Consider the following 25,056-nt stretch of genomic DNA (forward strand, 5'->3'; position numbering starts at 1 on the left):
TTGAATCGCTCCCCGTCAAGTAGACAATCAAAAAAATAAATTTTCTGCCATCAGTTTTCTGATGGCAGTTTTTTATGCCACCATCAAATAATTATTATGTTTCTCCATAGGTGTAAGAACACCTAGATTCCTCTGCAAGCGCCGATTATTATAGTATTCAATGTATTCCTCAATCATCGACACCAATGAATCTTTATCCTTAAATCTTTTTCCATAATACCGCTCTCGCTTGAGTATTCCCCAAAAGCCTTCCATGGGACCATTGTCGATGCATTTTGCTACTCTTGACATGCTCTGAGTCATTCCTGCAGCTTCTAATTTTGCGTGGAACAGTCTGTTTGTATATTGAAATCCTCTATCACTGTGGCACAGTGGTGTTGCACCAGGATTTGCAGCTATAGCAGCATCAAATGTATCAAATACCAGTGGGTTATTGTTCGAATCACCTATCACATAAGATACAATTCTACGATCATATAAATCGAGGATAGCACTCAAATATACCTTGTGAACTTCCTGAGCCACATAGTATTTAAATTCAGTAACATCTGTCAGCCACTTCTGGTTAGGGGCATCCGCCGAAAATTCTCTATTTAAGATGTTCTCGGCAATGAATTGAGGATTAGCTGCCTGCCTTGTGCATCCGTTGTTGGCATATTTTATAGTGGATTTAATTCCCTTTTTACGGCAAATCCTAAGGACACGTTTGTCATTTACCTTTATATCATGGTATCGTTCAAGTTCATCTCTAATACGTCTATAACCTTTATCCGGGCTCTCAGTATGTATTTTTTCTATTTCATCAGCTATACGTTTGTTTTCAGCCTCATAATTCGGAAGCTCCCTATGCAACCATTTATAGTATGCAGCCCGGCTAACATTTCCAATCTTGCAGAGAGCAGAAATTGGATAGCAATGCTCATCGTGCTCTGTCTTGATTGCGAGATAAACCTGTTCGTGACGTATAAGGCTCAGTCCCACCCCCTCTCTATTGCATCGAGTTTTTTTAAGAAAGACGCCTCCATTTCAGCGCGTTCCTTTTCGGCACGAAGAATCTTATTTTCAGCGCGAAGTCTATCCAATTCTGTCATTTCTTCTTTAGCCTTGGTTCTTCCACGTCTGTCTTTAAGAGCCTCAATTCCATTGGCCTTATATTTTACCGTGTAGCTTCGCGCTTGCTGATATGATACATTGAACTTTTCAGCAGTTTCTGCATAATTGCAATCATGAGAAATGCAATACTGAACAATTTCTACACGCTCATCAAATGTTGTTTTTCTCCCCTTGGTCATGATGGTTGCTCCTCCTGTTCCGGAAGTTTTTAGCTCCTCATGACCATTATATTTCTTTATCCAGTCTTGTAACTTACTTTTTGCTCTAATGCCATATTTCTGACATATAGATAGCAATGAGTCATTTCCATTTAGATACTCCAGAACTGCTTTCTCTTTCAGTTCTTTTGGATATCTTTTGTAGCATCTTTGAGTAAACGCAGATGAATTATCACTTTGGTAAATGGCAATCCATTGTTGGACAGATATGGGTGCAACTCCAAGACGTGCAGCTGCATGTCGCTGTGTTTCTTTTCCATTAAGAATACCTTCTACTGTCCTGATTTTTTCATCTGGCTCTATCTTATATTTGGACATAAAAATGCTCCCTCCTAAGTAATACAAGATTTTTATTATTTCTCTTGTCTACCTAGAAGGGAGCATATCACTTAGTGCGACAGCCCCTTTTATAAAGTTTTAATAATAGTTTTTTCCGCTGTTTATAAAGGTTTGAGCACAAAAAAAGAACCGCATAACTATGCGGTTCTGGCACAATTTTCCATGTATTAAAACCCAAGTATCCAAAATTCTTTAAAATGAAATACCTTTTGTTATAATTGAGGTGCAAGAATATCAAGGTGATATCCTGTTTCGTCATATGATGCCTGAATCATAATATCATATCCAAAATCGTTTCTGAATCTGAAATCTTTTCTGGATTTGTATGCTATGGCTGCATCATCTCCGGGAGCATAATAGTCTACCGGCTGTGAATGATTATGTCTTTCAATAATCTTGCATCCTGCATTAGTCGCTGCATGATAAAGCGCACTGCTTATCTTACATACGCCTCCGCCATAATCATATCCTCCAACTACATGAGCTATTACATAGCCTCTTTCCGGAGGTGTTCCCTTTCCTATAGTATTGGCATATGAAAATATCTCTCCGGGCTTGACAATATATCCGTTGATATATCCGCATGCAACCTGTGCATTTGTATTGTTTGCATCTTCCTCAACCGGATACAACATAATATCTTCATGTCCAATGCTTGCCCATACTATGTTTGCCGCTGCAGCAGAATTTGGATCCACAGCAGTTGCCTGCGCCACCTGCTCGGGTGCAGCCGGTACCGGGTCTGCCTGGTCTGGGGCTACCGGCTCTGGAACTACCTGTTCCGGGGCTGCCGGCGCCTCTATTGTTTCAGTAATTCCTTCTGTCTCATTTGGTGCAAATGCACTTTCCATAGCCACTGTATGATTATCTGATGACTCTTTCTCTAAATCGCCAAATCCAATTGATACTGCGCAAAACATTGGTAAAACTACTAACACCCCTAATATCTTACCCTTCATAATTTTCCTCATCCCCATTAAATTTTTATCATCACAAAGCAATAATCTCGAAACATGCATAAAAATGGCGATGCTCACGCACCGCTATCGATTAATTGCAACTGGCTATCCTTGCGGACCCTATAGCTTTGCGTCATTAGATTTCTCTAATTTTGCTAATCAATGTATTTTGCATAAATATTACTTTTTACAGCAGGAATTATTTTAACTGATAGGTATTAAAAAGTCCATGTTACTATTCAATAGAATACAAACAAACTTTATATGAATTATTATGTATTTTTACGACTTTTGTATTTCTTGCCGGCTATCTCCACTTATAGCATCTGGCTTGTCTTTTGCATTACCACCAACTGGCTGTCCTTTCGGACCCTATAGCTTTGTGTCATTAGATTTCTCTAATTTTGCTAAAAATAATCAAGTAATAATTCTTATAGAGTTTTGTTTTATTTAAAAGCAGAGTGATTCGAATAAATCACTCCTCTGCAAAAACCGCATAGAAAGGAGGTTTGACAACACCGACTGACCGAAAGGTCAAACAACTGGTCAAACACTTTTCTATACATATTATTCCTCGCCATACACATATAGAAAAGATCGTCCTGCAAGATTCTGACTATATATTGTTGCAGCATCCAAAATATCTTGACGTATGATGTTTTTCTTTTCAGCCTTAGTTAGCATTTATTCTCCGTACACACAAAGAGGAGTGTGCGGTTAAACACACTCCTCAGACTATTTTTGTTAAGAGTTTTCTGCTGGTTGTCAGCCTCGGCACCCAGTTAAGATGCCTTAAAGGTGCAGAAATAATTAAGTCCCCTGCCTGGACTACAACATTTATCCCTGTTGCTGGGCTCGATACCTGCAAATGGTATCTTATGAGATGGAATAATTACCCTGCTCCATCTGCAGCACAACTTTTTACGATGCTCTTACATCGGAAACATTTCTGTTTCTACTTTCATTATATCGACTACAAATCAAAAATCAATGCAACTATTTCATAAAAAATGTTAAATAATTGTGATATTATTATCGCTTAAGTTTCTTTTCTCCAATTCCTATAAAGAGGGCCAATATACTACTGACCCTCTATTCAATATTCAGTTGTCAAATGTTGAGGTTACTGTACTGCAACTTCGATTGTTGTGTAGTAGTAATAATATTCAACACCTGTATGGCTGTATGCTTTATAAATTCTTGAGGAATTACTTGGATAATCGTATCAGGTCAAACATTTGGTCAAACAAATTCTAAAAAAGGCAAAAGAAAAAACCGCTCAACTGAGCGGTTTTTAAAAGTCGGAGTGACGTGATTCGAACAATCACCCTTCTCTGAAATACGCATAGAAAGGAGCTTTGCGGCATCCTTTTCCTTTAGGAACCACTTTAGGAACCACTTCAAAAAAACTCATTATTTCTATATAAACTTGCTATTTTACAACCTTCCAAAGGGTCAAACTATATTCAATTAACAAGGATTTCCAAGAGTATTAAAGCCACTCGCTTCGCTCATGGGTTTATCTTTAATCTCTCGTTAAGGGTAAGTCTCTTATCTACAGATAAAAATCCTTGTCAAAGATACTACGTTGAGTAGCTATTTTATTAGTATTTTAGTTGACAACTTACCAATTTACAAGGTTCTAAAACCGTCTGTCTCATCATTATCTCTTGTTGCATACCTGCAAGAATTGATGAAACATACTCTTCGTGAGAACCTTTTACACTCTGCTTTTCGTTACCCCACTCGCTATTGGCTTCATGGTCTGTTACATTACAACCTACTGTGTAAATATCTATCTTATATCTACTCGTTGTTGCTATTTCAAAGGTTGTACCCATAGCAGTTACGCCAAGGTCGTTATCTTGATGACCACTTGCATTATCAAGTACTTTCTTTGCGTCTGAACCATCTGCTGCCGATGCAAGTGTTCCCATTCCCTCCATTGAACCTGTGGTAAGTCTTGCCTTATATGAGTGCGCTATTGGTGGTGTATAATGTCTTGCATACTCACCCATTACATAACATACACTCTCTTGTGGCGTTGCATACTTATCTGCTCCACCTGTTGATGTCCATACTGACATCTTTACTTCTGGATAAATACTAAATGATACACCTTGGAATTGACTACCTACAAGCTGACCTGTTTTTGCGGTGTAATCAAATGTACCACCTTTTGCAAAATGACCTGATAAGTTACTTCCATCTTCCCAAGCAACTACAGTTCCTGCTGCGGTATTCTGTCCACTAGGAGTAATCTTTGTCTTATACTTATCCTCTATATGACCATCTCCTGTATTACCTATCCAAGGGTCAGGTGTATAAGAGTTTTCTTTATAAATTGTACTATTTCCTATACCACTCCAATCACTACCAGCAGCATTATATTTATGTCCTTTAGGATGTGTTTCACTATCAGTTACCTTATACGTATCTGGCGTAGTAGGGTCATTATCCCAGTCTCCAGTTGAACCTGTTTCCCAATAATCACCACCACACTCAAAGTGATAATAAATTTTTAAATCGTATCCATAAGCTGTAAAAGTATATGAATACTCACTTACATGATGACTACCCTCGGTATCTGCTTTTTGGCTTGCGCCCTCTTTACCTGTCCAAGTTGTTTCCCAATCATACTCTGGGCTTATATTTATGGCTGCCGCAGCATCACCACCTTCGGGACAAGCACTTACATCCTCTAAGTGAGAACGTGTTAAATAATATGAAAATTGAGGGTCTACCTCTTCATCTATCTTCCACTTATTTGTATTATTAAGGGCTTTTGAATACGTATCCCATGCTTCACCAGATACACTTTGTCTATAAAGGTTCCAACTTGCATTAGGGAAATCCCCTAAATTTGCTTGTACACCATATTTTTGACTTGACCAGTCTTCGGAACCCCTACAAGTTATCTTATCTATTACTGCGCTGCCACTTGCATTCTTTGCATGAGTATAATCTTTATTATGGGGACAACTCTTCGTATATCCTTTAACCATCTCTATCACTTCATTGATATGAGTTTCAAGAGTATATGCGTTGTCTACATCTGCACCGTCATCTCTCTGGGATGCAAATTTTGGCATAACATATGCGGTTTCCCAGCTATACAAGTGTGCGTCCTCTAGCGTAGGGTCTGGTATATCACCCTTATAATGTACGAATAATGCTACTTCTTTATTTGGTATATTAAATTCTACTGTTCCTGCACCAGTACCTCTATTAGGTGCGCCACTTCCACATACAGCATCATAAGATGCATTAGGGTCTGTTAAATCTGTTTTCTTTGTGGAAAACGTTGCTTCCACAAACTCTGCACCTTGATAAGGGTTCTGGATTGTATAAGTTTTTCCTGCTGAAAGGTATTGTGTATTCCACAAGCCCGAATCATCTTCTACGCAGAGAACTACTTGGTTTGTATTATTTAGCTTAACTGAGACAATACCACAACCAATGGATTTATCCATCATCATCTCTCGTGAGAAAGTATTATCTGCAATGTTACAATCTGAAATACCCTGCCAATTTCTCTCATATCTAAAGGCTTTTGGGAACGCACCACGGGTTACACTACTAATCCAAGTTCTTTCATTGGAAATCTGTGAACCAATGCCATAGGTAAGTCCAATAATAATATCGCCTTTACTTGAAAGTGATAAGGAAGTCCAATTGTTCATCCAACACAAAGGTTCGACATTAATGAAAATTACTTTGTTTTGTGCTAATAGCTGTTGTATTTGTGCAGTAGTAACACCACAAAAGTCATTAGCAACAAATTCAGCATAAGTAGTACCATCGGCTCCAGTTTGTAAAAGCCAAGTCTTAACCTGTGCGCCATAACCTATAGGCGAAGTACCTGCTACAAATGCTGGATAAGGCCAAGGTGCTAACTTATAATCCCCCGGTGTACTAGGCACTCTACTTTCGCCTGCCACATCAAACGTCTTTGTTATAGGATAACCATTTTGAGTCTGTAAGAGACATCCATGACCTATAGCGTGTGGCGTACCAGTATCGCTATCAGCCCATGTTACAGTAACATAGAACCCCGTTTTCTCTTTACAAGGTCCACCTGCGGTATTTTGTGTTGTTCCATGTCCAGATGCCTGACCGTTACCAATAGGCAAACCACTACCGCTATCAGCAAATACCGTTTGACTTGTTATAGGTAGTAAAGTTAAGCCTAAAAGCATCGCCATACCAAATAATACTTTCTTTAACTTATTCATACAGTTTCACTCCTTATCTATACGTGAATTAAGGACAAAAATAAAAAACATAACATTTAATACATTTAAAAATCATCTATAATACTTATAATTTCATCTAAATAAAATACGAAATCATCTAACATACATTTATTGACTTCAGGCAAAAAAATAGAGCAAGTCCTTGATAAACTTGCTCATCTCTTCGTAATCATATTTGTATCATTGCTATGTCGTAACATTTCTAAAGGAAAGATTTTTCGCTCATGCTTTTGTTTTACCTTTGTACCCTTGTTGTTTCTTAAGTCCTTAAAGACAAATCATCTTGGGTAAAAGGAAGTTCTTTACTTTGTACCCTTGTTTTTCTTAACATCCACTTTGTACCCTTGTTATTTCTTGGCTTTTAAAGGTAACTCCAAATCTGTCTTTTCTGCTTGCATACTTTGTACCCTTGTTATTTCTTAACAGTTCAAAGGGTCAAAATATACATTCCCTAAAAAGCCTTGCCTTTGTACCCTTGTTATTTCTTAACATTCTAAAGGGTTATGTAGTGCATTCGAATAATTCTCCGCACTTTGTAACCTTGTTATTTCTTAAACTTCTTAAGGATGATATTGTTACACTTCGTCCTGATATAGACTTTGTACCCTTGTTATTTCTTAACCTTCTTAAGGGTCAAATCAGTATCTAATTAACAAGGATTTCCAAGAGTATTAGAGTCACTTAACTACGTTTGTGATTTTATCTCCAATCTCTCGTTAGGGCTAATTATCTTATCAACTAATAAGACAACTTGTCAAAGATAGCCCGGTAGATAGCTATTTTTTGTGTTCATCTACTCGCACATAATTAAGTAATACTTAATCTTGTTCTATAATAACTCTTCTATAGCTAGGTGCCAATAGAAAAGAGTAAGCCTTTTGATTATTAACTTTTCTAAACGATTACTCTTTTTCTCTTACGTATGTTAAATAATTCTGCATATTCTGTTTAAAACGCTCTTGTATCAATTCACAATTCTTACCTTGATATAATTCTTCATATCTACATCTATCACCTGCACATATAGGTAAATATTTGCATTGTTTACATTTATCTGTAATTGTACTGCATACAAACTCTTTATCGACTTGAGTATTCTCTTTGATACCCTCTCTCAAAGTACCTATTGCTAAAGTGGAATTACCTATATGAAAGTCACATCTATATAAATTACCATCTGCGCCTATTACCACATTCCTTTTTTGATTTGCATTACATGGCAACAATACTGCTGGTTCTAATTTAGTAGGTAATACATCTTGTATTTCCTTATAACACTCTCTAAATTTAAGCCATTCAGAGTCAGTAAAGCCATAAGTAAGTTGTTTACAATACTCCTTAACCCTTGCAACAAACACTCTATTAAAACCACTCTGTACTGAGGATAACTTACTAACTTCTCTTACAAGACTTGGTACAATATCTTTATTTTGCCTATTAGTATTAATACGAATTAGCACAGGGATAACACTATCCTCTATATTCTGTAATACCTTAATATAAGCATCTTTTGATACGTGCCGTATTCTTGCATACTCATCAATAAAACCATCAATGGCTATCTGTACGCTATTTATCTTCAACTCTTTTAGTTTCTCTGATACTTCTCTTGAATATAAATACCCATTTGTTATGATGATTGCGCTATATACAATATTACGAGTTTGACAATAATCTATCGTAAAACGTGAAATCTGCTCTATTGCTGATATATTCAATAAAGGCTCTCCACCAAACCACTTTATACTAAATGATTTTAAATTCTTATTACGGTCTATCTCTTGCTTAATATAAGCTATAGTATCTGCAATTATTTGGAAACTCATAATATGATTGCTTTTATTCTTTTCAAAGCAATATTCACATTTATAATTACAAGCTGATGTAGGACATACAGTTAAATTAATCGCACTAGGATAATCGTTATATATTGCGTCATGTTGCTGCTTAGTTATTATCTCTGCTTGATTTATCTCTGACGGTACTAAAAAGCCCTTTAAATCTTCAGGTGGGTTATTCAAATCAACATCATTAGGAATAATGGCGAATTTACCCATAAGTATGTTATAATACTCGTTTTCTTTGGCGTTTTCATAACCATCTTTATTCAAATCTATATTGTAAATACTGTGTTTCCACTTTGACATATCATATGCTCCTTGAAATTACTATCATTAGTCTAACTCAAGGATTTTGTGGTGCCAAGAGAAAAGAGAACCTTGAATATCAAAGTTCTCTCTTTATTCTTACTTGCCTAATTCTTTTCTTAAATCTATTAACAATTTACCATTATACTTAAAAAACATTCCACCTTGCGCTGTACTATAATTCTTTAAAATTGCTGCTATAGTTGATAAAGGATAAGTTTCACCCTTATACTCTACATGATTTTTATTATCTACTGTCTTTACAGTTACTTTTTCATCATCTGAAAATGTTAAAATAGACCCTTTAGGAATATTCAGCATTTCAAAAGTAAGTCTTTCCTTTTTCTTTACTTTAGAATCTATTACACTTTCTTGTTGCTCTGTTTTATTATCAACGCTAATACTTTTTTCTTCTATTTCCTCAAAATATTCATCATGTAAAGGATTGAGTATTAAACAATCCTCATCACCATTTATCTGTGCTATCGCTGATAATACTTCATAAGCTTTTTCTTTACTTATTTCGTAAAACTCCCTATTCTTGGCGTGTCTGAGTGTTGGGTCTAAAGTATCTATCAAAGTGTGAAGTCTTAAATCTTCTAATCTCTTCTTTACTTTGAATACAGCATAACAATGATATGGGTCTGGAAGTCCTGAACTACTGTTTAAAGATTTCATTCTCTTTTCTACATCATCTGCATACCCTATTTTTACAAGATTTGAAAAAGCAGGATTCACTAAAATATAAATCACTCCCACAAAATTCACTTTCTTATACCAACCGTATTCATAACCTCTATTTTTAAGTTCTTTCTCTATATCAGAACTTACTAGTTCTAACATATCTTCATCTGAATATTTTGCTAAATTTGACATTAACTAGACCTCTTTCTACTTTTGTTTTCTGCGAATAAAAATCCTATCATAAGTTTCTTTTCCATTAATCAAAGTCTTATGGTCATCCTCACAAGTTGCCTTCTTTCCACAATAAACCGCTACTAATTCTGGCGATTTACACCATCTTTGGCTACCCAAAATTTCAAATTGGTCTGGACTATATTTGTGTAAAAATGAAATAGGTACACCCATTATTCCATCATAATCACATGGTATATCTTTAGTTTTCTTTACTTCAATAGCATCATAATTATCATATTTAGGATAATCGTTAGGATTATAGGTTTTAACTAATAAAATAGGCTCATGTAATCTAAAATGGTCTATATTTGTAAACCAGCATACTCCACTTACTCTTATTGAACCCTCTTTATGTTGTCCAGATACAGCCACATCATCATAGGTACTACTAAAATATCCTGCCAAACTACTATAACTTTTTCCTGTACCCATCCATAATTTTCCTTCTTTTATGAGCGGAAATATCTCTTTATAAGTTATAGCGTTTTGATTACCTACAATACAATAATCAAGATTATAACTTTCCAACATAGTAACAAAATCTCTGAACAACGAAAAAGGTGGATTTGTTACTACTACATCTGCTTCTTTAAATAGCTTTTGGCAATAGGCACTCCTATAATCTCCACTTACATAATCGCTATCTTCTGGACAATGCTCAAAATACTCATCATACTCTGTATAATCTATCTCCTGATAATCATAATATTCAGGTGGATACAGACATACACTTCCCTTATCCTCTGCACTATCTAAATCTTCAAAACATGGATTACCATTTTCATCCTTTGGAAATACACTAAAATCAGTTAAGAAATCTTCACCTTTTTTAGTTGTGTTATCGTAATAACATTCCTCTGGTAACATCTCAATAGTTCCATCAGGATGCTTTCTACACCACTTTATACTTAATAAATGACCATGAAACTCCCATTTTAACCCTTTATCTTCTTCACAAAGACAAGGTTTACCTGTTTCTTCGTCATAATGGTCTATATATCGCTTTACTATCTTATATTTTCCCTCTGGTGCTGTTACTGCTTGATTTACAATATGATAAGGCATGAAATGATTACTACCGTCTGCATTTCTATATTGCATACCAAGTCCCGGTTCTTCATATTCTTCGACTACAGGATTATTAGCATCCTTAGACCATACCATTTTCTGCTGCTTAGAAGCTTCTTTTCTCTCAAGCACATAACAATTCTGTACATGCTCTAAATCGCTATCATCTTCACCAGCAGCCTTATATACAAGACAAGTAGCTATAAGTTTCTTAAACTGTAGTCTATGAGCATTTATCTGAAAATAGCGCACAAACTGACTCTGCATAATACGTCCTGTATTTACAGCTACATCAGTAGGACAATAAATCACCTTATCTTTAAAATATTCTTTTGGATAATGTGAAAGTTCAGCTTCTATATCTTCGAGTCTTGTGTAAAACTCATCATTCTTTTCAGCTTTTGCCTTACTTAAATTACTATTTTTGGTATGCACCTTATATTGAGCTTTATCGAGAATATTGCCTTCTCTATCTACAATATCTGCATTATCATTTAACGAAAGACCATCTATTTCAATATTACTAGCAAGTCTACGTCTAACTTCTTGAAAATCTACAACCTCTGCATTATTTAATTCACTAACTAAAGTAACTTGACAGTTTTTTATATCTCCAACGTATAACATATTAATTACCTCGCTTTAATTCTGTGTGCCACAAAATGTACAAGTACTGCCTTTTTCTATAGGTCTACCGCACTGTCTACAAAAAGCTGTATTCTGTGGTCTTCCGACTCTTGCACTCTTTGAGTTATTACACTCAGCACAAAGCATCTGGCAATTATCTTTTTCTGTTTTACCGCCTTTACTCCAAGGAATTATATGGTCTGCTTGCATATCTTTAATATCAAATTTTCCCTTACAATCGTTACACAAACCTTTCTGTTTTAAATAAATTTCTTGACGTGTGCGCTCATCAAAGGCTCTAATGCTCAACGCCCTTTCATCTCCTGAGAACACATAGGTATAAGCACCAGCTTTTTTAGTTACATCACCATCTTCCATCAACTCATTTACTTGCTTAACAAGGTCAGTTCTTGGATAAATACCCTCTCCACCTAGTTTCTTATAAAACTTAATATTTCCATCATTATCAACAAAATGCTCCTTGGCGTACTTGTTATATAAAATACCCCATTCAACTTTATCTATATTGAGCAGTTTTTCAGGAAATATACTTTTTACCCAAGTAAGTACGTCATTAAAATATCTCCAAAGGTTCTCTGCTGCATTAGGGTCATATTGATATTTCATCATATAACCAGCTATATCCGTATCCTCCGCATCAGCAGCCCATTTTAATACCTTTTCTAAAATCTGTTGCTCAATTACATTACCTTTTACATAATCACCCTTAACATCTTTTGCAGGACAATTTGGCTTAGAAAAATATCTCTTAGCACCCTCAATAAATAGACCGGGATAGGTGGCATTAAGTAGTTCCTGTGAATTTAATTTCTTACCCGCTATATTAATTGTCCTAAACCACTCTAACTTTTCGGATGCTGTTCCATCACAAATATAAATCTGTAATTCATAATTGCAGATTTTATCTCTTTCCTCTTGAGGTAAAGAAGTAAATGAATGGGTAACACCACCATACTTTATAGTAAATTTGCCAGCTAAGAAATTGCATATACTCATGGTTCTTTGCTGTCCATCTATAAGTTCAAATTCACTATTATTAGGCGTAGTACCCCAATACATAACGTTTAAAGGATATTGTTTTAGCACAGTATCAATAACCTTTGCTTGCTCCTGTTCGTTATACACAAGTTCTCTCTGAAATGCGGGTCGGACATTCAAAGCCCCACCAAAGGCTACAACACCATCATCTCCTTTATCTTGAAATCCGTTAAAAATATCCTTTATTTTAAACGTTTGATGTCTTATTTCCATATTTTAGATACCTCCTATAACCTTCTAGTAAAAAATCAAGTTCTTATAGTTACATAGGAAAATCTAAATATTTTTTATTCGTAACTAAACAATTTAAACCATGCCTTCAATACTGATATGGTTTTAAACATAAAATAAGAGCAATCCCTTTCGGAATTGCCCTCTTATATATGCCTTATTCAGTACCCTTAATCTATTCAGCATCATATTGTAGTGTCAATAGTAAAAGGATAGCCTTTCGACTACCCTTTGTTTGGTTGATAACTTACTATTTTACAAGGGACTAAAACCTATTATTTTACAAGTTTTTTTGAAAAATCTTTTCTCACCTTTTGTATTTTTTCATACAACTCTTGCGGTACGTCTAGGCCATTTTCTATATAATCATGCATATCAGCCAAAGCAAGAGCATATTCAGAAGGAGTTTTAAATGCTTTAGTAATTTTTTTAAAATCCTCAACAGAATAATTAAATATGCTATCATCCAAATTCTCTGTAAAAGCATCAAGAGTATTATATTTTATACGCAATTCCCAAACCTTATCATTAATCTTACTTTCTTCTGGGCTTAATAATGTTGGCTTAATCATAATCTATCTCCTTTTGTACTTACTATACGTAAATCCATTGTTATTACAATTTTCTAAAAAATTTTTAGCTATTTCATGCTTGACTTGGTCTTCATTAAGAGACAAGCCTATTCGTTTTGCAAATTCTCTTCTCATATTAGAAGCTATTTTCTTATAATACTGTACATTTAATGTATTTTTACTTAATACATACAACCAACTAGTGTTTCCCACAACTGCAATAGCACCCACCTCAACACAACTTAACAAATGCACAATATCATTATATGAAAAAGAACTATTACCCGGATGATTATGTACACAAATTAAGGCACCTTGTATATTTTTATAATGTTCCCTTAAGGTCATTACCAAAGAACCATTAATTAACATAACTTCCTTATATTTTCCAAATACAGGGTCACAAATAATTCGATTATATATGTTAGCATCTTTTATAATAATTGCATGACCAACTTCACCGTATGTATAATCATCTGTTCTTCCTCGTGACTCACTTAAAGTAACTATACTTGTACTTTTAATAATATCATTTAGCCAACTATACTCACCAAAAAAATCTTGTGGTATAGGTACATTCAAAATTGTTTCAGTTGTAATTATCTCGCACTTAGCTTTTTTCGCATTTAATATTGCTTTATCTCTATCAAATACACCATTTGTATAATTCTTATAAGTTTGTAAGGACGTATTATCTTTCATCAATATGCTCTCTTTTCTTAATTATATCAATCACAAAAGACCTTATAAATAGACATACCCTTTATTTAATAGTATTTTAACTCTTCAATGAAAGAGTAACAACTTACTAGATAAAAGGGTTCAATCCCCTGTTGTCTCATTCCATTTTCTCGCTAAAGGTGCATAATTACTGAATTCGTACTTGGCGTAAAAGTCTATTATTTCTTGGGGTATCTTCTTGGTTTTTATGAAATCTGCTATGAGTTTAGCTATATCCTCTTTATTATCCTCTGGGGCATAAATATAAGGTATTCTTAATAAAGAATAACCCTCATTAAAAGTACAAGCATTCTTTACATTATCCCTACGTACCCTTTCTCTAAAGGGTATAGACTTATTAAAAAATGGAATAGGCTTAAAATGTTGTATACCGTCATATTCAATTAATATCCTCTGTGACGGTATATAAAAATCAAAAGGATATGGCGTTATATTATCTGTAAATGAATACTCAATTTTAAAAGGAATTTTCCATTTCTTTAAAATACACTGAATTAACTTTTCTGCTCTTGATGTATTACATGCAGGGCATCCATAACCCCGTAATCTATTATGTATAGATTGCGTCCAATGATGTCCACATTTATGACATACCCAATTTATTTCTGTTCTTCCACCAGCTATTGTATTATAAGGTGTTTTGTCTCCATTGTTTTCATAGTCCCAATCTTCAACTAAATCAAGCCCTCTATCGTTACATACAGTAAAAAGGTCATTCACTCCTTGTAACAACTCCCTATTTGCACATATATTACATCCTTGACCATAATATCTTGCTGATATAGTCATACGATAAGAATGTGGTCTATATTTGGTAGTATTATTACAATGCCAATAAAACTTTTCTTTCTCATAATTTGGGAAATAGTTTTCTGGTCTTTTATCACCGTTTTTCTCATAATCCCAATCCTTATAAGCAGTTATACCCTTCTTTTTGCACACAGTAACAAAATCATTAACCCCTATTTTTAATTCCCTATTAGTGCATATAGGACAAGTATATTTATCTCCTTTCCGCACCCTATCTTGAATCCTCATTGGATAATGATGACCGCATTTTGCACATATCCAATTTGCAGGCTCACTACTCTGATAAGAGCATTCTTCTGGTCTTTTACTATTATTTGCATAATCCCAAACTATATTAATATTTTTAAGTACGTCTCTTACTGTCTTATTACTCTTTTTAGATTTCCAACCAGCACAATCATTACATAGAGGTGTTGTTCTTACAACCCTATCTACAACTCTTGCTAAATAAGACTTACCACATTTAGGGCATAACCAATAATACTTTGTTCCACTTCTATAATGTACTTGCTCTGGTTTTTTCTTATTATTCTTATAATCCCAATAAGTTGCTACTAATTCAGTTTCCTGACTTAAAAGGTCGGTTTTACCTAAAATTGGTGTACCACTTGGCATAATCTCATACCTCCGTAATTTTCATATAGAAGTATAAAATTATCTAAAATATATGTTGCTCTATCTAAACAACTAACGTAACCTTCTATGTTTACATAAAGAAAGGACTTTGTGTATAACAAAGTCCTTAATTTAAACAGTCAGCTTATACTACAACTTTTAAATTATTCTCCACCAGCTCCACTACCTGTTCTGTTTCCCCAATCGGAGGTATCTACCGAACCGCCACCAAAGCCCCAAGCAGCAGCACCAGAAGATGTATCATTTGATGGTGTTTCATTACTTACATTGTTTCCACTCTGACCTGAATTACCGCTTGGCTTCTGTGATGACGAACCACCACCGTTTCCTGAACCGCCACCTGATTGCTGTTCTGCCTTCTTACTCTCTTCCTGTTTCTTCTTGGTTTCTTCTTCTTTCTTCTTCTGCTCTTCTTCGGCTTTCTTCTTTTCTTCTGCCTCTTTTACTTCGTCCTTCTGTTGCTCTTTTACTTTTTCCTTATCAATAGCTGAACCATCTGTATTCTTTACTGTATCTGCGTCAACGTTAAGACCGTCTAAGGCGTATGCTGCAACTGTAGTCTGGTTGCCGTCCTTATCTTCCGCATATTTGAAAATATGTACAATTCTGAGTACCTGTAATCCGTCAATTTCTTCAATCTGACCACTTGGTACTCTTCCATCTTCGTCAGCAAGAATATTGATTTCACGGTCTTGGAAGTGAGGATATAAATTCATTGAGTCACCAATCTTCACGGAGTCACCCGCAGAAAAGATTACATCACCACCAACTTCCATTGACCAACCATCAAATGTTCCTTCCCATGCAGGGAGTTTTGTAATATCTTCACCAAATACTCCAAGCATACCCGTCATTGTATAGTTTCCTTCATCATTCTTTTCCATGACAAAGGTTATACCCGAAACCATGTGGCTCTCTATAGGAACCATTGTGATATATCTTGCTTCAACCTCATTTTCAGAAGTACGAACATACTTAACAACCGGGATAGAACTTTCAAGCATATAGTCACGGACGTTAAGTTTTCCATCCTCTGTAACCTCTACATTGTCTGAAATTAAACGCTCGCCAAGGTATAAGCTACCCTCTTCCTCGTTGAAAGTATACTCATATCCGAGGTTTTCCATGTATGGATAAAAGATAGGTGCTACATAGTCTTTAATTACAACATCTGCCTGATTTCCGTCTGTTATTGTCAGGTTATCTGCTTCTGTTGCGGACTGGTCGTAGAATACTGTTATATCCTTTGTTGTGGTAGCTTCTGCCTCTTCTTGGTTAAAGTCTACATCTTCAATTACATTACCACCGTTATTATCTTCGGTCTGTTCCGTTTCAGCCTCTTGAATTACCGCTGTTGGCTCCTGAGTATTAGCTTGTCCACATGATGTGAATGTGAACATTACTGTACCACAAGCTATTACTACTGCTGATATTCCTAACATCTTACGTACTCTGTTAAATGCCATAAATCTTCCTCCTAATATACCCCATGCCAAAATCCCAATAATTTATAACCAACATCATTTGAAACACTGTTATTAGGAACAGTATTACTAGAGTTTTATTTATACTCTTAATAAAATCTGTGGCAAAATCAATCAAAAAATCCAAATAAGTATAAGTCTTCAATATCAAGTTTCAAATCAAATTTACCATAAAAACCATTATTCTACCTCATAAAAGTAGTTTTATCATAAACAAACGAACATTGATAACCTCATAAATAAATCAACGATGTATCATTGTAAACAAAATTTTACATTGCGCTCAGCAAACTCAATAGTACCAATGCTTTGCTCAAAATTGCAGCCCCTATTAATATTAATTAATTTACTTCAGTTGTTAAAATTTATGTTTAGATTTTTTTTCTGAATATTCAGATACTATTATAATATTAGAGATAGTTTACGAAGTTTAGTTTGGTTTTACTATAGATATAGGGTAAAAGCCTTTAATTGTAAGCCTTTTCCCACTCTCAAAGGGTAAAAATCTATTAAGGGGTAATCGATAACCCAACCTTATCTAAGTCTTTAGGTTCCTTGGCAGTATCTATATATGTTTCCTTAAAAGTATCTTCTCCAATAAGCACAACTGATACATAAGCATTAAAAGCGGTAAATCCCAACTTTAAGCGCATAATAAGCTCTTCATATACACTTTCTTTAGTAGTAATGATACTAAACTTGGTCTTTGGTGTAGCATCAATCATTACATTATAGAAGAGATTAGGCAGTCTTTGCCCCAAAAATACAGTATCTTGGGTAATATTAAAAAGCCAGGTATCAATTGGCAATTCTGATGGACCTTTTATAGTAGCAATAAAATCATATCTTATATTAGGGTAAAATATATTCTCTGTATCTTTTCCCTTAAAGATTTTTTTAATCCTCTGGGTTCTGATACTACTTTCAGCCTTATATGAAGCACTAAGATTATTCTCTAATAATAAAGTAGAGATTTTTTCCATCAGTAGATTCCGAATTTCGCTTTCAGTTATCTTAGGACCATCAACATTCTTTGCTTCTTCATTAAATGGGTATTTTGCTTCATCCTCACCAATAATCTTTAACATTTCCTTATATATATCTTCTGCATTAACGTCTTGTGACTCATTTGCTATTTTTCTTGCTATCTTCCTTAAAATCTTAGGAGTTGGGGCACTACCATAAGCAGGAGACATTAGATTGTTGGCGGTTGAAAGGCTAATTGGTGGGTCTATTTCTGCAAATTTCCTAATAGTATAGTGTTTCGCATCCAAGAATTGCTTTACAATCTTAGCAATCTCTCTTTTCTTATCATCTTGAATAAGGTCAATATTCAGACCGCTCTTACGTGGATTGCACTCTTCATTGCTCATAACATTAGACCTTCCTTTCTTCAATTATTATGCCATATTGAGCTTATTTTGTCAATTTAACATTATTTTGAAAATTATTTTTAATTTTAGTGTTGACAATTTATTTTCTCTGTGTTAGATTATTCTCAACAACAGTTTTAATCTCAAGCTATCTTTTTAATTCTAATCAGATGAACAGCGTAGATTATAGAAAATGAGATTAGACAATGATAAACATAGAAGGGTTAAAGGCTTATAAGAAAAGCGTAAATGAAAATGGGGATTTACAAAAGTTGAAAAAGTATGGTAATCAAAAAATTTTAATAAATAAAGAAAGGTAACTAAAAGATGAGATACGAAGAACTATATAAAGAAATGGAACAATTTAAGTATACACTTGATGAGCCCTATATTTTTTGGGATTTTGATGGAACTGCAGATATTATTGCAGAAACTTACTGCAATAAACATGGCATTAGTAATATGAAATCAATTGAAGATGCAAAAGAAAAATACACATTATATTTGGCATCAATAACTGAAAGACCAATGGAAGAACTTATCGAAGGTGGTAATCTGCAATTGATTGCCTTTAGATTTCAAGAAACTGTAGCTGGTTTTTTAGATGAACATGCGGAATTATGGTGCAGTTATATCCAAAAATATAATCTTTCATATAAATTAGACTTCTATATGTGTGTAAACTTTAAGGATGCTCTTTTCGATTTGGAAGACCTCTTTGTGGAATTCTGCACATTTCAATACTATCACGAACATCGAAGTAAAAGAACTATTGAGCAGTATTGTGGATTTTATAACTATTTACCAGATGAGCTGAAATTCATGAAACTATCCAAAATTAAAGCAAAAGAGCTAGACAATTTCTTCACAACAGAATTGTTAGGCTACGAAATGAGGCTCAAGAGACTCAAATGTATCCTGCGATTTTATAAAATGCTGTTTCGTTTTGGTGTGGAAAGGGACATATGCACAAAAAATCCAATGCAAAGAATAGATGTTTCCAAGTACTACCCTCTCTGCCACTTTAGATTTAATCCAGCGTTTCTTACTGAAGACAATGGAGGCTGATAGTTATGAATGAAAAAATTGATTTCGGAACAATAGTACTTATTTTAGATAAGTTTGAAATTTTCACCCAAGGCGTAAACTACTACTTTCGCTACTACAATTTTGAGATAACTCCAATGTGTGGCGGATACGCATTAAATGAAATAATTAAATATCTTGAGAACAATCTTTGTAAATTTGATAGCGACCCATTGGTCAAAAACACTTGTATTACTTATGCAAATGTTCTTACAACTGCACGTAATAATATTCTTAGAGAAATCGGTAAGGCCGCAAAAAAGGATAGTAATATCAGAAATTCTATCAAGTATTTTAAAAACTATTTAATTCGCGAAGGCGTCTTACGAGTCGAAAATGGTATCTGTTACTTTTAGATATGTTAAGAATTTTTTTGTTGGATTGTCCACTACTTCAGTTTTACTTCTGCCTATATTTGCGAAGTTTTTAAAAATTTCAGATAGAAATAATATATATTAGGTTGATGATTTCAGCCTTGAACAATTAATTGTGTTGGTCCATTGGGCCAGAAAGGTAAAGGTATTATGCAATGAGAGTGATTGTAAATGACAACAAAGTTAAAGTAGCAGATTTAAATGTAAGCGCAGTAGGTTTGCTCCCCTTAAAAGCAATTATCAGAGGGGTAAGAGTTTCTTACAAACAGGACTCCGAGGGTAACGCAACAGACACAATCGAGTCTACTCGCTATGATTGTGTAGACCCTGTAAATTATTCTACATTTACTGTCAAAGTCGAAGGTAAGCCTATTATTACTCCTGAGGAATTGGAGACAAAGGATACTCCATGTATGATTGAGCTTCCTTTAGAACAAGTTCAAGTCAAGCCTTGGAAGGTGGAATTCGGAAGCGCAACACTTAGCATTTCAGCACCATCAGCAAAGCTTGTAACTAGCGGAAAGCAGTAATGTGACTATGAGGAGGATAGGACTGCTATCCTATCTTCCTCAAACGAGGAAAAAATATGTTTAGAAATTTTATGATAATTGTTCTGAGCCTTATATTTTTAGTAACAATTGGGATGCTCGTTGAATATACTCAGCATTCACAAAATTCTCTCAGGGCAAACGCTTATCAATTAAAGATGGATATCTTAGCAATAATCAAGGGCTTATTGGATAAACCACGGGAAAGACATATTTTTGACCCAGGATTATCAACCGAATTGAAAGCAATAGTAGAACCTTTCTCTGCTCCCGGAATGGATATAGATACAATTTGTGGTTTTAACAACATTCCTTTGATAAGTATAGAGTTTGTTCCTTCTCAAAAAATGGAGACTGAGGATATAGCTACATTAAGTGAGCGTTTGAAATTAAAGTTTCGTAGATACTACACTTCAAGAGGTTTAGGGTGGCGATGCTTTCCGACTTATACTCAAAGTGAAAACTTTGTACAAATAATAATCTATTACGGTGAATTCCAAGAAGATATGAAGCCACTTATGACTAAATACCAAGAAGTATTGAGAGAAAAGAACAGTTCAGACTTTGGCCATTTAAGAGATGAAGACCTAGACACTGAAATAAAGAAGCTAAAAAAATCATGAAAATAAGAATTGCATTTGTTCATAAATCATGGGCAGAAGATGGCATAAAAGAACCTATTATATGGGACACAGAAAAGGTTCCACATCTTTTAATCAGTGGAATTACTGGCGGTGGTAAGACCGTGCTCTCTCAAACACTTGTAAATCAGATACTTAAAGAAAAGTGTCAGATTTATCTGGCAGATTTTAAGTCAGGTGGTGACTGGGACGGAATAGTTACCAAATATGCGGAGTATATTGATTGTGATGCAATTTTAAATGATTTTTATGAAGATTTCTGCAAAACCATATCAGAAAAAGGTCATAAAGAAAGCTATTTAATATTCGACGAATTCAGTTCCTATGCTTTATCCAAAGATGCAAAAGACTTTAAGGACATGATGGGGAAAGTATCACATATTGCTTTTATGGGAAGGTCCTTTGGGTATCATTTGATATTTATAAGTCAACAGTTTAATGCAAAAGTACTTGATACGGCAATCAGAGAGCAATTTGGCATAAAGATTTATATGGGGTCTACAATCTCCACAGAGTCTGCAACTATGTTATTTCCGAATACTGATATAGATAAAAGTCAGCATTTACCTAGATTTTGCGGTTATATATCCCTTCAAGAAAAAGAATTGGAAATAATTCAAATACCCTATATTGAAGAACCTAAGTTGCTTAAGGAATTACTTATTCAAAACGGAAAGAAATATGGTAAATAAAGCTATTGGGGGAGGCGTGGGCGTCAAGCCCTAAGCCTCTACCAATAGCCACGTAAGCCATAGGCGTCCACGTGGGTAGTATTACCCACGTGGACAAACAGAACATAATTTAATTCATTAAAATATACATTTCAACTCTCGTGCACCTCATTTCACAAGTTGCACAAGAAAGAGGCAAATATGGATGAAAACCAAAGAAATACAAGTAAAATACTACTTTTTAACAATTAATAATCCCCTAAATCATGGAATGACACATGCTAATATCAAAGATATTTTGATTTTAAATTTCAGAACTTTTGTATATTTGGCTATGATGGACGAAATTGGCGAAAATGGCACATACCATACCCATATACTAATCTGTTTTAGTTCTAGAGTCCGCATATCGATGATAAAAAAGTACTTTCCATCTGCACATATTGACGTGGTCAAAGGCTCAATATCAGACGTAATAAAATACATAAAAAAAGAAGGAAAATGGACTAATAGCAAAAAGGCTGAAACCACAGTAGAAGGCACATTTGAAGAGCATGGTACCCGTCCTGCAGATGCAGGTAGACGAGACGACATGTCAGAACTATATCAAATGGTACTCTCAGGTATGACAAATGCAGAAATAATCGATACTAATCAGGATTATATACTGCAGATTGATAAACTTGATAAGCTCCGGACAACGATACTAACTGAAAAATACAAGGATACAGTTAGATTGGACCTTGAAGTTATTTATCTTAGCGGTCCGACTGGAGTCGGAAAGACACGTGGTGTGTATGAAAGCAACGGATACTCTAATGTATATAGGGTTACCGACTATAGAAATCCATTTGACGGTTATAATTGTCAATCTATTATCTGTTTTGATGAATTTAGGGACAGCATTCCACTTAAGCTGATGCTGCTATATTGTGATATATACCCTATTGAGCTTCCCAGCAGATACACGAACAAGTTCGCTTGTTATAACAAAATCTATATCATATCCAATTGGCCTTTAGAGTCTCAATTCAAAAGCATTCAAGATAATGATAGAGAGTCTTGGAATGCCTTTATAAGAAGGATAAACAAAGTCGTTATTTATGACACTGAGGGAAATAGAACTGTGCATAACTCCGCCAAAGAATATTTGTACAACACTAATACTGCACAAATTTCTTCTCTCCCAACGTCTATAAATACAAATAATACAAAAAGAAAGTGAGGTACAAATTATGTTTATTATTTACAAAGGTGATGGCGCAGATTTTTGGCATTAAAGGGAGGTTTTTCATGGATTATACATGTTTCGTTGATTGTGATAAGACATTAGGTTCTATCACTTTGGATGAATTATCAAAAATGGCCGGGTATCGCTATCCTATTAGAACAACGCAAGACCTAGACCAATTATTAATTATGGTAAATAAAGACGTTGCAGAGGAATTGGAGGCTGAAAGAAAAGCCTTAGAAGATATGGAACCGCCAATACCAATAGAGCTTGAAAATGAAAAAAAGAATGATTTGCTATTCCAAATAAAGCAGTTTTCATTGGATGTTTTAGCTCAAGAATACGGTTTTCAAATTGAGACCGCTAACGATGTAAGGCATGTTTTTAGTATTCTTTATTCTGATTTGAAGAAATATGAAAAAGATTTACAAAATAATGATTAAATACAAAATTTTTGAGAAAGGAGTGGAAATAATGCGTCAAACAAACTGAACACACTATAATAACTCTGAACACTCGCTGTCCGAGCGCAGAAGGACAACACTTTGAACACACTGAACACTCTACAAACACTGATAAAAGGCTGCGTAAAGCCATAGATACGCAATTTAGAGATTTGGCTATTATTTTCCCAAAAAGGAAAATGATAATAAAAAAATTAAGAACCAAAGATATTATATTGTCACAGATTATATTTAAGACATTTTCAGATGATGAGAAAATGACATTGTTTGATTTAATTGATGGAGGTACTATTAACTCAAAGGATGCCGCAATCTACGAAATGACACTAAATAAACTAAAGAAAGAGGTAATAGCGAAATTTGTTCCCTATGTAAGGGACACGTCGAAAATTGTATATTATTGTCCCTCAAAAAATCAATACAAAGCAAGAGTTCCAAAAGCACTCATTGTAGGAGACCGTCCTGCCCCACAATTTGCTTCAACTGAATTACAAATGTGGCATAAGTTGCACAAGTACCTTTATGGAGACTTGGAAAACTCAACATTAAGAGCTCTCTTTGTTTTATGGTTAGCAGAAAGAAAAGCTGATGCTGATGTATCTTCAAAGACTTACGATAGAAATGTAAATACCTGGAACAAGTACTATGACGGTAACCCCATTATTGATATTCCCATTTCAAAGATAACCGCCAATAAGATGTTTATGTTCTACAAGGGTTTCACCGCAGGACGAGCTATTTCAAGAGCAGAACTTGGAAATATTAAAGGCATTATGAATATGCTTTATGATTACGCCGTTGTAAACGACATCATCAGTGTTAATACTGCCAAAACAGTTTCAACAAAGAGTCTTAAATGTAAGATTGTAAATAATAAGAATAAAGTATATACACCTGAAGAAAGAGAAAAGCTGTTCATTTACCTACAATCAATTCCACAAAATGTATACACTCTTGGAATAATGCTGATGTTCTGCCTAGATATAAGAATTGGGGAACTGAAAGCGCTTCGTTGGACTGATTACGATGAACAAAAGGGACAAATATACATTCACAACCAAATTGTTGACCGAAAAGATGAAAATGGTAAATGGTGCCAGTTAGAGCTTGATTATACCAAATCAGGCGAAGATGGCGACAGATGGCTACCTGTTTCAAAGACTGCAAAAAACATATTATCACAGCTCAAGCTTCTAAGCGGTAATAGTGAATTTATTCTTACTAATCAAGCAGGAACAACTGTTAAGACCAATAAATTCAATGAACGCCTAAAGAATTATTGTGAAAAAGCTGGCATAAGGTATCTTAGCAGTCACAAGATAAGGTTTTATGCAGTAACAGAGCAAGCTAAAGCTGGCATAGATTTACCTACCATACAACACAATAGTGGTCATAGGTGTAAATCCACAACACTTCATTATATTCGAAATGCTAGTAATGAAGCGGTTGCAGACGAACGATGGGAAAAGGTTTTTGGCTAACCCGCATGG

Annotated in this window: 21 protein-coding genes and 2 riboswitches; of the genes, 8 read left to right on the forward strand and 13 right to left on the reverse strand. The window is 34.8% G+C overall.

Features of this window, described 5'->3' with window-relative positions; all coding sequences use genetic code 11:
- Positions 1-72 precede the first annotated feature (72 nt).
- From BM146_RS16680 to BM146_RS16740, 13 genes are all read right to left on the reverse strand, one after another.
- Positions 73-981, reverse strand: coding sequence for an IS3 family transposase (locus BM146_RS16680; RefSeq protein WP_143087525.1), 909 nt, complete (start codon positions 979-981; stop codon positions 73-75).
- A complete protein-coding gene (locus tag BM146_RS16685) occupies positions 972-1,649 on the reverse strand; it encodes a helix-turn-helix domain-containing protein (protein ID WP_074891528.1) in 678 nt (225 codons plus the stop codon). Before BM146_RS16685 ends, BM146_RS16680 begins: the two co-directional genes overlap by 10 nt.
- Before the next feature lie 233 nt (positions 1,650-1,882).
- Entirely contained in the window at positions 1,883-2,629 is a 747-nt protein-coding gene (locus tag BM146_RS16690; protein ID WP_074891530.1) for a VanW family protein, read from the reverse strand.
- Between the two features lie 93 nt (positions 2,630-2,722).
- Positions 2,723-2,796: riboswitch (cyclic di-GMP riboswitch) on the reverse strand.
- A 178-nt stretch (positions 2,797-2,974) separates the two neighbouring features.
- A riboswitch (cyclic di-GMP riboswitch) is annotated at positions 2,975-3,048 on the reverse strand.
- Positions 3,049-4,233: 1,185 nt separating this feature from the next.
- Positions 4,234-6,864, reverse strand: coding sequence for a hypothetical protein (locus tag BM146_RS16695; RefSeq protein WP_074891532.1), 2,631 nt, complete (start codon positions 6,862-6,864; stop codon positions 4,234-4,236).
- Between the two features lie 923 nt (positions 6,865-7,787).
- Entirely contained in the window at positions 7,788-9,032 is a 1,245-nt protein-coding gene (locus BM146_RS16700; protein ID WP_074891534.1) for a radical SAM/SPASM domain-containing protein, read from the reverse strand.
- A 99-nt stretch (positions 9,033-9,131) separates the two neighbouring features.
- Positions 9,132-9,908: a GIY-YIG nuclease family protein gene (locus BM146_RS16705; RefSeq protein WP_074891536.1), complete on the reverse strand. Its 777-nt coding sequence runs from the start codon at positions 9,906-9,908 to the stop codon at positions 9,132-9,134.
- A 15-nt stretch (positions 9,909-9,923) separates the two neighbouring features.
- Entirely contained in the window at positions 9,924-11,645 is a 1,722-nt protein-coding gene (locus BM146_RS16710; protein WP_074891538.1) for an adenine-specific methyltransferase EcoRI family protein, read from the reverse strand.
- A 15-nt stretch (positions 11,646-11,660) separates the two neighbouring features.
- A complete protein-coding gene (locus tag BM146_RS16715) occupies positions 11,661-12,917 on the reverse strand; it encodes an HNH endonuclease family protein (RefSeq protein WP_074891540.1) in 1,257 nt (418 codons plus the stop codon).
- A gap of 293 nt (positions 12,918-13,210) precedes the next feature.
- Positions 13,211-13,507 carry a hypothetical protein gene (locus tag BM146_RS16720; protein ID WP_074891542.1) on the reverse strand — a complete coding sequence of 99 codons (297 nt, stop codon included), beginning with the start codon at positions 13,505-13,507 and terminating at the stop codon, positions 13,211-13,213.
- A gap of 3 nt (positions 13,508-13,510) precedes the next feature.
- Entirely contained in the window at positions 13,511-14,209 is a 699-nt protein-coding gene (locus tag BM146_RS16725; RefSeq protein ID WP_074891544.1) for a hypothetical protein, read from the reverse strand.
- A 120-nt stretch (positions 14,210-14,329) separates the two neighbouring features.
- Positions 14,330-15,673 (reverse strand): zinc-ribbon domain-containing protein, encoded by a 1,344-nt coding sequence (locus tag BM146_RS16730; protein WP_074891545.1) that lies wholly within the window; start codon positions 15,671-15,673, stop codon positions 14,330-14,332.
- A 164-nt stretch (positions 15,674-15,837) separates the two neighbouring features.
- Positions 15,838-17,160, reverse strand: a complete 1,323-nt coding sequence (locus BM146_RS16735) for a hypothetical protein (RefSeq protein WP_074891547.1) — start codon at positions 17,158-17,160, stop codon at positions 15,838-15,840.
- A gap of 527 nt (positions 17,161-17,687) precedes the next feature.
- Entirely contained in the window at positions 17,688-18,551 is an 864-nt protein-coding gene (locus BM146_RS16740) for a hypothetical protein (RefSeq protein ID WP_074891549.1), read from the reverse strand.
- Between the two features lie 327 nt (positions 18,552-18,878).
- Between BM146_RS16740 and BM146_RS16745 the strand changes: the two genes are divergently transcribed.
- The 8 genes from BM146_RS16745 (at position 18,879) to BM146_RS16780 (ending at position 25,047) form a co-directional block, all read left to right on the forward strand.
- Positions 18,879-19,619 (forward strand): hypothetical protein, encoded by a 741-nt coding sequence (locus BM146_RS16745; protein WP_074891551.1) that lies wholly within the window; start codon positions 18,879-18,881, stop codon positions 19,617-19,619.
- 5 nt (positions 19,620-19,624) lie between these two features.
- The gene (locus BM146_RS16750) at positions 19,625-19,993 is read left to right on the forward strand and encodes a hypothetical protein (protein WP_074891553.1); all 369 of its coding nucleotides are present in this window, start codon (positions 19,625-19,627) and stop codon (positions 19,991-19,993) included.
- Between the two features lie 173 nt (positions 19,994-20,166).
- On the forward strand, positions 20,167-20,541 hold the full coding sequence (locus BM146_RS16755) for a hypothetical protein (RefSeq protein ID WP_074891555.1): 375 nt from the start codon (positions 20,167-20,169) through the stop codon (positions 20,539-20,541).
- Between the two features lie 56 nt (positions 20,542-20,597).
- The gene (locus BM146_RS16760) at positions 20,598-21,182 is read left to right on the forward strand and encodes a hypothetical protein (protein ID WP_074891557.1); all 585 of its coding nucleotides are present in this window, start codon (positions 20,598-20,600) and stop codon (positions 21,180-21,182) included.
- On the forward strand, positions 21,179-21,892 hold the full coding sequence (locus BM146_RS16765; protein WP_074891559.1) for an FtsK/SpoIIIE domain-containing protein: 714 nt from the start codon (positions 21,179-21,181) through the stop codon (positions 21,890-21,892). The genes BM146_RS16760 and BM146_RS16765 overlap by 4 nt, the downstream gene beginning before the upstream one ends.
- Positions 21,893-22,076: 184 nt before the next feature.
- Entirely contained in the window at positions 22,077-23,096 is a 1,020-nt protein-coding gene (locus BM146_RS16770) for a hypothetical protein (protein WP_074891561.1), read from the forward strand.
- 68 nt (positions 23,097-23,164) lie between these two features.
- Positions 23,165-23,545 (forward strand): hypothetical protein, encoded by a 381-nt coding sequence (locus BM146_RS16775; protein ID WP_074891563.1) that lies wholly within the window; start codon positions 23,165-23,167, stop codon positions 23,543-23,545.
- A gap of 173 nt (positions 23,546-23,718) precedes the next feature.
- Positions 23,719-25,047 (forward strand): tyrosine-type recombinase/integrase, encoded by a 1,329-nt coding sequence (locus BM146_RS16780; RefSeq protein WP_177201721.1) that lies wholly within the window; start codon positions 23,719-23,721, stop codon positions 25,045-25,047.
- Positions 25,048-25,056 lie beyond the last annotated feature (9 nt).

Origin of the sequence: Butyrivibrio proteoclasticus (genome assembly GCF_900115735.1) — a bacterium.
In the GTDB taxonomy this organism is placed as follows: Bacteria; Bacillota; Clostridia; order Lachnospirales; family Lachnospiraceae; genus Butyrivibrio; species Butyrivibrio proteoclasticus_B.